The organism is Phyllobacterium sp., from assembly GCF_037994425.1.
GTDB lineage: Bacteria > Pseudomonadota > Alphaproteobacteria > Rhizobiales > Rhizobiaceae > Phyllobacterium.
Genome location: NZ_JBBNAM010000252.1, coordinates 1 through 11,903 on the forward strand (window position 1 = coordinate 1; position 11,903 = coordinate 11,903).

The window sequence follows — 11,903 nt, forward strand, 5'->3', positions numbered from 1 at the left end:
CACGGCAAGAAATACTCCCCGTCGCAGATTTCAGCGATGATTCTGCAGAAGATGAAAGAAACCGCCGAAGCCTATCTCGGCGAAAAGGTCGAGAAAGCCGTCATCACGGTTCCGGCCTACTTCAACGACGCCCAGCGCCAGGCAACCAAGGACGCCGGCAAGATCGCAGGTCTCGAAGTCCTGCGTATCATCAACGAGCCGACGGCAGCAGCTCTCGCCTATGGGCTCGAGAAGAAGGAAGGCAAGACGATTGCCGTATACGATCTTGGCGGTGGCACGTTCGACGTGTCGATCCTTGAGATCGGCGATGGCGTTTTCGAAGTGAAATCCACCAACGGCGATACGTTCCTTGGCGGTGAAGACTTCGATATGCGTCTGGTCGAATATTTTGCTGCCGAGTTCAAGAAGGAACAGGGCATCGACCTGAAGAACGACAAGCTTGCTCTGCAGCGTCTGAAGGAAGCAGCCGAGAAGGCGAAGATCGAGCTTTCGTCGGCACAGCAGACTGAAATCAACCTGCCTTTCATCACCGCTGATGCGTCGGGTCCGAAGCATCTGACGATGAAGCTGTCGCGCGCCAAGTACGAAAGCCTCGTCGATGATTTGGTTCAGCGCACCGTTGAGCCCTGCAAGTCGGCGCTCAAGGATGCTGGCCTCAAGGCAGGCGAAATCGATGAAGTGGTCCTCGTTGGCGGCATGACCCGCATGCCGAAGATCCAGGAAATCGTCAAAGCCTTCTTCGGCAAGGAGCCCCACAAGGGCGTCAACCCGGACGAGGTTGTGGCAATGGGTGCCGCCATCCAGGCCGGCGTTCTGCAGGGCGACGTCAAGGACGTGCTCTTGCTCGACGTGACGCCGCTGTCACTCGGCATCGAGACGCTGGGTGGTGTCTTTACCCGTCTGATCGAGCGCAACACGACGATCCCGACCAAGAAGTCGCAGACCTTCTCCACGGCAGAAGACAATCAGTCCGCCGTGACGATCCGCGTCTTCCAGGGTGAGCGCGAAATGGCTGCCGACAACAAGGCGCTTGGCCAGTTCGACCTCGTCGGCATTCCGCCGGCACCGCGCGGTGTACCGCAGATCGAGGTCACGTTCGACATCGACGCCAACGGTATCGTCAACGTCTCGGCCAAGGACAAGGGCACGGGCAAGGAACACCAGATCCGCATCCAGGCGTCCGGTGGTCTTTCCGATGCCGACATCGAGAAGATGGTGAAGGACGCCGAAGCGAACGCCGAAACCGACAAGAAGCGCCGCGAAGCCGTCGAGGCGAAGAACCAGGCCGAAGCCCTGGTCCATTCGACCGAGAAGTCGCTCAAGGATTATGGCGACAAGGTTTCGGCCGAAGACAAGTCTGCCATCGAGACGGCCCTCGCCGACTTGAAGACGACCATCGAAGGCGACGACGCCGAGGCCATCAAGGCCAAGACCCAGACCCTTGCCGAGGCGTCGATGAAGCTCGGTCAGGCGATGTACGAAGCTTCGCAGGCTGCCGAAGCCGCCGAAGGCGGTGCGACCGCCGATGCGACAGCGAAGGCTGACGATGATGTGGTCGACGCCGATTTCGAAGAGATCGACGAAGACGGCAAGAAGAAGTCCGCCTAACGCCTTCAACATGACCAACGGAAAAGCCCGGCCACTGCGCCGGGCTTTTTGTTGCCTAGATTAGACTTTCGCCCAATTGAGTCGATGTGGAAAGCTGCTTAGATATTCAATTCAATCGGTTGAATTGTATCTGGGAGGAAACAGTTTGGTCTGAAACCCTTTCATGCCTCCCGTACCGGTTTGGATTTATTTATTGGGAGGAAGTCATTTTGAAAAAATCACTTATCAGCGCCCTTCTCGGGTGCACAATGCTTGCTGGCTGCAATAACGCCGACGACAAAGTCGATGCTAATACGCGAAGCACATTTGATGCGCTGAGCAAAGCCAACGTGGAGGCGACGGCACGTATCGATGCCCTGACGACGCAGGTTGGCGCGCTAAAAGAGGGCAATCAGGCGGCTCTGTCCGGTCTGATCGCCGAAATTGGCGATATAAAAGATACGAACGCCAAGGCGGCAAAAGCTATTGACGATCTATCTATCCGGATCGGCGAATTGCAAGGCAGCGGCGCCACTGTGACTGACGCCCTTTCGGGCCAAGTCGGCGACCTCAAAACTGCCAACGACAAGATGGCAACATCTATTGCTGAACTTTTCAGTCAGGTCGGCGAGTTGCAAGTTACCGGGAAGATTTCGGGTACGAAAATCGCCGAACTTGGCGAGAAGATCCTTGGTATTGAGGGGAAACAAAAAGAAGCCGCCACAACTGCCGCTGAGCTCGATGCAGCTATTCGCGCGCTGCAAACCGGAGCCACTGTCACGACCGGTGCCGTCACATCGCTCGACCGAATTACCAAAGCGCTCAAGCTGGAATCCGCTCAGCCGCGCATCACTGCGCTGAAGAGCGAGCTGGCCAATACACTGCCTGCTGTGACGGATCTTGTACGTCTGGGCGCAAATGCCAAGACGGTGAGAGCCCGCGCTGAGAAGGCAGACATATCGGCACTATCCGCTGGCGATAAGAGTGCGCTTGCGGACGTGCTCAAGCAGCTTGGTACGGTGGAAGGCGACATTTCGGCGAAACAGGCAGAGTTGGCGGCGACGATTGGCAAGGGCGACGGTCTCATCAAGGGCATCCAGACGCTTCCGGCCGATGCCACTTCGGCCCAGGTGGCTGCGCTTGATGACGAAATCACGGCCCTAACCACATCCCTAAAGGATGGAAAGCCGGCGTTCCAGGCCGGAACGGCCGATCTCGACAAGAGGACCAAGGCGAACAGGGGCGAGATCAACAATTTGACGGGCCTCTTCCTTGCGGAATACGTGAATACCATGCGTGGTGCCCAGTCGAGTGGCGACTTCACCCGCGGTAACACGTTTCCGGCAACCGCGATGCCGTTTGGATTCAACTTCTGGACGCCGACAAATCGAGACGACAAGAACTGGTTCTACCAGTTTAAAACAAGCGAGAATGGGAGTTTGATCGACACGGTGCAAGCATTCGCCGTGGTTCACGAGCCGAGCCCATGGATCGGCAATCGGCAATCGCTCAACATCATGCCCGTCAGTAAGGTGAACTCGAGCGGAGAGCCGGAGACAAACAGAAGCGCACGTGCCGAAAAATTCCAGCGCAAGAACGAGATCGCCAGTGCGCATTACTACAGCTTGGAATTTGACAGCGGCATCAAGACCGAAATCACCCCGACCGATCATGCAGCTTATTTTCGGTTCACGGCGCCGGCAGGCCGAGACACGCTTGCCGTGGTCGTTTCCGGCTTCAGCGGAGATACCCAAAACCGCGGTCGCGATCGACCAAGCCAGCGGGGTAATCTCGGGCAATGACAGCAGTTCGATCAAGATGTACTATTACATCAAGTTTGATGCGCCCGTGATTGCCAACAAGGTGACGATGAGCAGCTGGGATGGAGATGCCGGGTGGGTTCGGTTCGCCACCCCGGATGGTAAAAAAGTGGTCGGCATGAAGATCGCCACTTCGTTCATCAGCGTGGATCAGGCGCAGGCGAATCTTCAGGACGAAATCGGCGGTAAATCGTTCGACGCCGTCAAGGATCTCGCTGAGGCTGCCTGGCTTCAAAAGCTCGGCCAGGTCCGAGTCAAGGGCGCGACCGAAGATCAAAAGACCATTCTCTATTCCAATATGTATCGGGCGTTTCTTTATCCGAACTCCGCTTGGGAAAAGGATACGGGCAAAGCAATTTATATGAGTCCCTACACGAGCCCGGCGGCCAAGAAGGAAGGTAAGATTTGGGTCAATAGCGGATTTTGGGACACGTACCGGACAAATTGGCCGCTTTACACGCTGTTGCTTCCCACACAAGCCGGGCTAATGATCGACGGCTTCGTCAACGGCTACAAGGATGGCGGCTGGGTCACCCGCTGGTCGGGCCCAGGCTACAACGACAGCATGGTCGCAACCAGTTCCGATATCATATTCGCCGATGCATATATGAAAGGCGTGCGCAATTTCGACGTCGATGCCGCCTACGCATCCATGTTGCGCAATGCCACGAACTACAGTTCCGACGGCTCCAAGGGCCGGAAGGGCATGGATAGGTCGATCTTCTATGGTTACAAGACTGACAACAGCGAATCTGTCGCATGGTCACTCGAAGCCTACATCAACGATTTCGGTATTGCCCAAATGGCGAAGGAATTGAAAAAGGAAGACGACCATGCTTATTTCATGAACCGCGCGATCAGCTATCCGAGCATATTCGACGGAACGGCGACAGGCGCTTGGTCCGGAGGGTTTTTCCGATCAAAGAGTACGGACGGCAGTTGGCAATCGGGTCCGAGCACCCCGCAAAGCTGGGGCTATGGCTATACTGAGGGAAATGCGTGGTCCTATGCATTTCTTGCTCCGCAGGATGGACAAGGTCTCGCCAATCTCTATGGCGGGCGGCAGAAGCTGAAGGACAAACTTGACACGTTCTTCAAGACTAAGCCGGCCACCGATAACGGTAGCTACTGGTCGGTAATCCACGAAATACTGGAAGCCAAAAAGGTCGACGAACTTGCCAGTGTCGGCGAATATCAGCACTCGAACCAGCCGGTGCACCACTCGATCTATATGTACAACTATGCGGGTTCACCTTCGAGCGGACAGAAATACCTGCGCGATGTCATGGACAAGCTCTACTTCACCGGCTTCGACGCGAACGGCAATTCCACCGGCGAAGGTTACATCGGCGATGAAGACAATGGTGAACAGTCAGCTTGGTACATATTGAGCGCTATGGGTATTTATCCCGTCAGCATGGGCCGGCCTGAATACGCAATTGGTGCTCCCTATTTCCAGAATATGACCGTCACCTTGGAAAACGGCAAGAAGATCGAGATCAAGGCGCCGAATGTCAGTTCGGCCAATCGCTATGTGCAGAGCGTCAAGTTGAACGGCAAGGACATAACGCGCAACTATCTCCTGCACTCCGAGTTGGTCGATGGCGCCACGCTCGATTACGAAATGGGTCCGAATCCTTCGCAATGGGGCACGGGCGTCAATGACGTTCCGACGTCGATCACCCAGGGCGACAAGAAGCTCGAACCGCTAAAATCATTGCTGCCGATTGGCGCGTACGATGTGGCCGCCGGCAATGAGGCCGACAAGGCTAAATTCTTCGACCGGACATCGGGCACGACATGGACAAGCGTCGCTGGTGCCGCCCGCTGGATGGAGGCCGGCAAGAAGAGCCCGCAAAAGAGCGATACGGTCAAACTCTATACGCTGACGTCGGGCTCAGCCGATGGGCAGGATCCGACAGGCTGGATACTCAAGGGCTCCAATGACGGAGTTGCTTGGACAACCCTTGATGAACGCAAGGACCAGTCGTTCCAGTGGCGGCGGCAGACACGTCCATTCGCGTTGAAGGCACCGGCGTCCTACGCGAAATATCGCCTGGAGTTCACCGGGACAGGCGCCGTCTCGGTCGCCGAGTTCGAACTTCTCGGGGAACCAGCTGCGCAGTAACGGGTGCTTTGATATCCTGCAGACAAGGAAGGCCCGGCCATTGCGCCGGGCCTTCTTTTTTGGCAAAGCGGCAATTCCTGCCACATAATCGCAATAAAGCGCGATTATGCGCCATTTCTTGCGAATCAATGTAAGTTGGCTATGGCATTCATGGCGACGAACACCTAAATACCGGCATTAAATAAGCTTCTGAAGAAGCGTTTGCGATTTTTTCACGGAACGAGTGTCTGGATGAAGGCTGACTACTACGAAACCCTCGGCGTAACGAAAAGCGCTGATGAGAAAGAGCTCAAGAGCGCTTTCCGTAAGCTGGCAATGCAATTTCACCCCGACAAGAATCCGGGCGACGCGGCCGCCGAGCACCGCTTCAAGGAAATCGGCGAAGCCTACGAAACGCTCAAAGATCCGCAAAAACGCGCGGCCTATGATCGATTCGGCCATGCGGCCTTTGAGCATGGTGGCATGAATGGTGGTGGGGGCTTCGGCGGAGCCGGCGGATTCGCCGATATTTTCGAAGACATTTTCGGCGAGATGATGGGCGGGGGGCGCCAGCGCCGTTCCGGTGGCCGCGAACGCGGCGCTGATCTGCGCTACAACATGGAGATAACCCTCGAGGAAGCCTATACGGGCAAAACCGCGCAAATCCGCGTTCCGACCTCGATCACTTGCGATGAGTGCTCAGGATCCGGCGCCAAGGTTGGTACCTCGCCGGTCACCTGCAGCACCTGCAGCGGTTCCGGCCGCGTGCGCGCCGCACAGGGCTTCTTTTCGATCGAGCGCACCTGCCCGACATGCCATGGCCGTGGCCAGATCATCAAGGACCCTTGCACGAAGTGTGCGGGCCAGGGACGCGTAACCGAAGAGCGGGCACTTTCCGTCAATATCCCGGCTGGCATCGAGGACGGCACGCGCATTCGCCTGACCGGCGAAGGTGAAGCCGGCTTGCGCGGCGGGCCGGCGGGCGACCTTTATATTTTCCTGTCGCTGAAGCCACACGAATTCTTCCAGCGGGATGGCGCCGACCTTTATTGCAAAGTTCCGATTTCGATGACGACTGCCGCACTTGGCGGGCAGATCGAAGTGGCGACACTCGACGGGACGCAGACGCGTGTCAAAATTCCGGACGGCACCCAGAACGCCAAGCAGTTCCGGCTGAAGGGCAAGGGCATGCCTGTGCTGCGCCAGCCTGCCATGGGCGATCTTTATATCCAGATTGCGATTGAAACCCCACAGAACCTCAATAAGCGGCAGCGCGAATTGCTTGAGGAGTTCGAGCGAATTTCATCGCAGGACAACAGCCCGCAATCTTCCGGCTTCTTTGCGCGCATGAAAGAGTTCTTTGAGGGTCTAAGCGAGTAGATTTGCTGGACTTTTCCGCGTGGCGGCCTTGCTTCCGCCACGTGTTGCGGCATAAACTTGTCTGACCGCGACGGAGGATGAGCATGTCGAGACCTTTGGGGAAGAAACTGGCCGAAAAATTCGGTGAGGAGATCCGTTTCTTCAAGGGCTGGATGCATGGACCCAAAGCCGTCGGATCGATTCTCCCCACCAGTTCCATCACCGCTCGGCGGATGGCGAGCGTCGTGAACCCGCATTCCGGGCTTCCCGTGTTGGAACTCGGGCCGGGCACTGGGGTGATTACCCGGGCCATTCTCAATCGTGGCGTTGCCCCGGCAAATCTTTACAGCGTCGAATACTCTTCTGATTTTGCCGAGCATCTGCGCGAAGATTTCCCCGGTGTGAACATCATCGAGGGCGACGCCTTCGACCTTGACAAGACGCTCGGCGATAAAAGCGACCAGAAATTCGACAGCGTCATCTCGGCCGTTCCGCTTTTGAATTTTCCAGTGAGCGATCGCGTTTCTATTGTCGAGGATCTCCTTCGGCGCGTTCCCCACGGCCGACCCATCGTGCAGATCACCTACGGTCCCTTATCGCCGGTGCCGGCTGGCCGCGGCAACTACAAGATCGAGCATCTCGATTTCATCATCCGCAACGTGCCTCCAGCGCGCCTCTGGGTCTACCGCCGGGTTGACTGACACCCTATAGTTGCCGTGGTCGACGTGTAAATTTCGAAGAGGAATGGGATGCTGCCAAAGATTCTTGTGTTCGCCGGGTCGAACCGTACCGGTGCCTACAGCAAGAAGGTGGCCAATGCCACGGTGAAGACGCTGGCCGAACTCGGCGCCGATGTGACGCTTATCGCGCTTTTCGACTATCCCCTGCCGTTGATGGATCAGGATCTCGAAGCAGAAATGGGGATCCCCGAGAACGCCATGAAGCTTGGCCGGTTGTTTGCGGCGCATGACGGCATTCTGATCGCCTCGCCCGAGTACAATTCGTCAATACCACCGCTTCTGAAAAACGCCATCGACTGGGTAAGCCGCATCTCGAAGGATGGCGGCAGTCCGTTCAAACCCTATGCCGGCAAGGTGGTCGCGCTTTGCTCCTCGTCCGAGGGCAATTTCGGCGGTGCGCGTGGTCTTTATCATCTGCGATCCGTTCTCATGAATGTCGGGACGCAGATTATCACCGAGCAATGTTCGGTCATTCATGCCCATGAAGCTTTTGACGACGACGGTTCATTTCGAGACCCGCGCACGGCGAAATCGATGCAGCGGGTTTGCCAATCGCTGATCGACCACACGCGTTTTGCGAAATCCCGCGGATAATCGGAATTTCGCACCCCATTGGCCCTTAAGCTGTTTCCAAGCTGACGCTTCTATGCCAATGGGGTTTGATCAACGAAAAGAGGGATGGTTGTCATGACGGATGCGGCTTTGCGCGAGCGCCTGATCGTCGGCCTCGACGTGCCGACGCTCGACGTCGCCGAAGAGGTAATCAGCGAGCTTGGAGATACGGTGTCGTATTACAAGATCGGTTATCAGCTCGCCTTCGCTGGCGGGCTTGGACTTGCCAGCGAACTTGCCCGCTCCGGCAAGAAAGTCTTTCTCGATATGAAACTTCTCGACATCGACAATACGGTGGCCAAGGCCGTCGAGAATATCGTCAAGATGGGCGTCTCCATGCTGACGCTGCATGCCTATCCGAAAGCCATGAAAGCTGCGGTGGAGGCCGCAAGTGGTTCCGACCTTTGCCTGCTTGGCGTCACGGTGTTGACGTCGATGGACCAGCGGGACTTGATCGATGCCGGTTACGAGCATGACCCGCATACGCTGGTGCTTATCCGGTCCGAACAGGCGCTGAAGGCCGGCATGGGCGGCATTGTCTGCGCGGCGACCGAGGCACAGGCGGTACGCAAGGTTGTGGGGCCGAACCTCGCGGTCGTGACGCCGGGTATCAGGCCGGCGGGCTCCGAAACCGGTGATCAGAAACGAGTGATGACGCCCCTCGAGGCATTGCGCGCTGGTGCAAGTCATCTCGTCGTTGCCCGCCCAATTGTCGGCGCATCCGACCGGCGCGCGGCAGCGGAGGCAATTCTCGCGGAAATGGCGAAGTCATAAGCAAACTTCATATCTATAAGGGAGAAAGTGAGATGCCCAAGGGATACTGGATTGCGCGGATGGATGTGAAAGATCCGGAACGCTACAAGGACTATGTCGCAGCAGCCAAGCCAGCTTTTGAGAAGTATGGCGCCAACTTTCTCGCACGTGGCGGGTCCTATCATGTGCTCGAAGGACCAGGGCGCGGCCGCAACGTCGTCATCGAGTTTCCGTCGCTCCGGGCAGCCCTCGACTGCTACAATTCGCCCGAGTACCAGGCGGCAAAGGCGATCCGCGTCACAGTTGCAGATGGCGAAATGCTGCTTGTTGAAGGAGTCTGACGTCGGCGAACCTTCGCTACGTCTTTCGGCGGCGAACATTTTTCTGTTCTCTCATACCTTTGTTGCATTGCAATAGCGGCAAAACCAGCTACGGTCACTGACCCATCAAGAACATTTTCATATGTGGGCGTTATTGTTCTTGGATTGCAGTTGTGGTGATTGATCGGAAAGTGGAATGTTTTATCAACTTTATGAACTCAACCATGCCGCGCTTCAGCCTTATCGGGCCTTCGCTGACGCGACCAAGCTCTTCTACGACAACCCGTTGAATCCATTGTCGCAGACGGTCGTCGGGCGCTCTATCGCTGCGATGTGCGAACTGTTTGAGCGCACAACCCGGGCCTATGGGAAGCCAACGTTCGGCCTGCCTATCACCACCGTGGACGGCGTTGAAACCGACGTGAAGGAAAAGATCGTCTGGTCGAAGCCGTTCTGCAACCTCATCCATTTCAAGCGCGCCTTGCCTACAAAGCGTCCTGCCGATCCAAGGATACTGATTGTCGCGCCGATGTCCGGCCACTATGCGACGCTGCTGCGCGGCACGGTTGAAGCCCTGCTGCCGCACGCCGAAGTTTACATCACCGATTGGGTCGATGCGCGCACGGTTCCGCTTAACGACGGCAAATTCGACCTGGATGATTACATCGACTACGTCATCGAGATGTTTCACGCTTTGGGTGAGGATACCCACGTCGTGGCCGTATGCCAGCCTTCCGTCCCGGTGCTCGCCGCCGTTTCGGTTATGGAGGTGAATGGTGATCGGTTCGCACCTTCGAGCATGACGCTGATGGGCGGCCCGATCGATACGCGAAAGAATCCGACGGTGGTCAATAAGCTGGCCGAGGAAAAGGGCATCGACTGGTTCCGCGAGAATGTCGTCATGTCGGTCCCGTGGCCACATGCGGGGTTTATGCGCGAGGTCTATCCGGGCTTCCTGCAGCTTTCAGGCTTCATGAGCATGAACCTCGACCGCCACATTACGGCGCACAAGGAATTCTTCATGCACCTTGTGAAGGAGGATGGCGACTCGGCGGACAAGCACCGCGAATTCTACGACGAATATATGGCCGTGATGGACCTGACGGCCGAGTTCTACCTACAGACCGTCGACACCGTTTTCGTTCGCCATGCCTTGCCGAAAGGTGAAATGACCCATCGCGGTATCCTTGTGGACCCGTCGGCGATTCGCAATGTGGCGCTGCTCACGGTAGAGGGCGAAAACGATGATATCTCCGGGGTCGGCCAGACGAAAGCGGCCCAGACGCTTTGCGTGAACATCCCGAAAGAAATGCGCATGCACTACCTGCAGCCGAAAGTTGGCCATTATGGTGTATTCAACGGCTCGCGCTTCCGTGCCGAAATTGCGCCACGGATTGTCCAATTTGTTAACGATCACGCACGCGTGAACCGCAAGAGCAATGTGACGCCAATTGGCAAGCGCGCGGCGGGGTAGAACGTTCGGGTTAGTTGCAGAACCGCAGCCCGGCGCCGATAGCGGCAGAGCATGCGGTTCTTATATGTCATAATAACGCGTTTATTTTCAGTACGTTGGTCAACGTATCGTGGCTGTTCCCTCGAATGACCTTGCCCTGACAACAGCTCCGTTTCGAAGCAGTTCGACCCCGCTGCGTATCAATCGAACGTGGGGATAGTCGGCGCCGCAAATTTTAACCATATATTAACAATGGCAAGACCGTGGCGCCATTGTGATTGACTCATGTCCCGTCCGGCCATTAACCTTTTATTAACGAAAGCTGTTGGTTTGGAGTAGGGCATGTTCGGAATGGGGCGGGTTTTGAAGTCGATGGGGATCGCCATAGCGTTCTTCACGTCCGCACTTGGAGCAAATTCGGCCTACGCGTCCGAGGCCTTCATGACCACAGGCGCCCTGACGTCACAACCCATTGGCCATTACGAATTGTGCAAGCGTATCCCGGAAGAGTGCGCGCTCCGCAGCCGCAACATCATGCCGGAAAAGATGACCCACGATTTCTGGCAGTTGATCGTCAACGTCAACAGTGAAGTCAACCAGAAGATCAAGCCCTTGACCGACAAGGAAATCTACGGCGTCGAGGAATATTGGGCCTATCCTGATAAAGCCGGGGACTGTGAGGATTACGTGCTTTTGAAACGGCGCGACCTGATGCAAGCCGGCATTTCGGCCGCCAATCTTCTGATCACGGTCGTCCGCAAGCCCGATGGCGAGGGACATGCAGTCCTCACCGTCCGCACCGACAAGGGTGACTTCATCCTCGATAATCTCATCGATGGCGTGAAGAACTGGTCCGAGACCGAATACACCTATCTGAAGCGTCAGGCGACCAATAATACAGGGCGCTGGGTCAGCATCGAAGCCCCAACCAATATTCTGGTCGGTTCCGTCCAGTAACGGGGGTGCCCGCGAAAGTGAAAATGCCGGATCGAGAGGTCCGGCATTTTTTAACTGGGATTCGTCTGTAGTTCTCGCCCTCATACGCCAAGGCAACGATCACGGGGGGCTGCATGCGCGTGGCCAGTCTGGGAGCCTGTAGGCCACTTCCCGGTTTCAGCTGCGGATCGACGTCCAGCACGACGCTTAATTTCG

Annotated in this window: 10 protein-coding genes; all 10 read left to right on the top strand. The window is 56.6% G+C overall.

Translation table 11 applies throughout. The annotated features are described in order from the left end of the window. Positions 1-1,608, top strand: a 1,608-nt coding sequence (dnaK, locus tag AAAB35_RS17350) for a molecular chaperone DnaK (protein ID WP_340669528.1), incomplete at its 5' end; no start/stop codon positions are given. A gap of 209 nt (positions 1,609-1,817) precedes the next feature. Next, positions 1,818-3,389, top strand: coding sequence for a hypothetical protein (locus AAAB35_RS17355; RefSeq protein ID WP_340669529.1), 1,572 nt, complete (start codon positions 1,818-1,820; stop codon positions 3,387-3,389). Further along, on the top strand, positions 3,304-5,535 hold the full coding sequence (locus AAAB35_RS17360; RefSeq protein ID WP_340669530.1) for a glycoside hydrolase family 92 protein: 2,232 nt from the start codon (positions 3,304-3,306) through the stop codon (positions 5,533-5,535). The genes AAAB35_RS17355 and AAAB35_RS17360 overlap by 86 nt, the downstream gene beginning before the upstream one ends. A gap of 231 nt (positions 5,536-5,766) precedes the next feature. Further along, entirely contained in the window at positions 5,767-6,894 is a 1,128-nt protein-coding gene (gene dnaJ, locus AAAB35_RS17365; RefSeq protein ID WP_340669531.1) for a molecular chaperone DnaJ, read from the top strand. 83 nt (positions 6,895-6,977) lie between these two features. Then, on the top strand, positions 6,978-7,574 hold the full coding sequence (locus AAAB35_RS17370; RefSeq protein WP_340669532.1) for a class I SAM-dependent methyltransferase: 597 nt from the start codon (positions 6,978-6,980) through the stop codon (positions 7,572-7,574). A 48-nt stretch (positions 7,575-7,622) separates the two neighbouring features. Beyond that, positions 7,623-8,207, top strand: a complete 585-nt coding sequence (locus tag AAAB35_RS17375; protein ID WP_340669533.1) for an NAD(P)H-dependent oxidoreductase — start codon at positions 7,623-7,625, stop codon at positions 8,205-8,207. Positions 8,208-8,300: 93 nt separating this feature from the next. Beyond that, on the top strand, positions 8,301-8,999 hold the full coding sequence (pyrF, locus tag AAAB35_RS17380) for an orotidine-5'-phosphate decarboxylase (protein WP_340669534.1): 699 nt from the start codon (positions 8,301-8,303) through the stop codon (positions 8,997-8,999). A 32-nt stretch (positions 9,000-9,031) separates the two neighbouring features. Continuing rightward, positions 9,032-9,319 carry a DUF1330 domain-containing protein gene (locus AAAB35_RS17385; protein ID WP_340669535.1) on the top strand — a complete coding sequence of 96 codons (288 nt, stop codon included), beginning with the start codon at positions 9,032-9,034 and terminating at the stop codon, positions 9,317-9,319. Positions 9,320-9,494: 175 nt separating this feature from the next. Continuing rightward, entirely contained in the window at positions 9,495-10,772 is a 1,278-nt protein-coding gene (gene phaZ, locus AAAB35_RS17390) for a polyhydroxyalkanoate depolymerase (RefSeq protein ID WP_340669536.1), read from the top strand. 351 nt (positions 10,773-11,123) lie between these two features. Continuing rightward, positions 11,124-11,708 (top strand): transglutaminase-like cysteine peptidase, encoded by a 585-nt coding sequence (locus tag AAAB35_RS17395; RefSeq protein ID WP_340669553.1) that lies wholly within the window; start codon positions 11,124-11,126, stop codon positions 11,706-11,708. The last annotated feature ends 195 nt before the right edge of the window (positions 11,709-11,903 follow it).

Bases quoted from the DNA above. Each gene is read 5' to 3' on its own strand.
- dnaJ (WP_340669531.1), top strand. From the start codon at position 5,767: ATGAAGGCTGACTACTACGAAACCCTCGGCGTAACGAAAAGCGCTGAT.
- phaZ (WP_340669536.1), top strand. From the start codon at position 9,495: ATGTTTTATCAACTTTATGAACTCAACCATGCCGCGCTTCAGCCTTAT.
- AAAB35_RS17395 (WP_340669553.1), top strand. From the start codon at position 11,124: ATGGGGATCGCCATAGCGTTCTTCACGTCCGCACTTGGAGCAAATTCG.
- AAAB35_RS17375 (WP_340669533.1), top strand. From the start codon at position 7,623: ATGCTGCCAAAGATTCTTGTGTTCGCCGGGTCGAACCGTACCGGTGCC.
- pyrF (WP_340669534.1), top strand. From the start codon at position 8,301: ATGACGGATGCGGCTTTGCGCGAGCGCCTGATCGTCGGCCTCGACGTG.
- AAAB35_RS17385 (WP_340669535.1), top strand. From the start codon at position 9,032: ATGCCCAAGGGATACTGGATTGCGCGGATGGATGTGAAAGATCCGGAA.
- AAAB35_RS17370 (WP_340669532.1), top strand. From the start codon at position 6,978: ATGTCGAGACCTTTGGGGAAGAAACTGGCCGAAAAATTCGGTGAGGAG.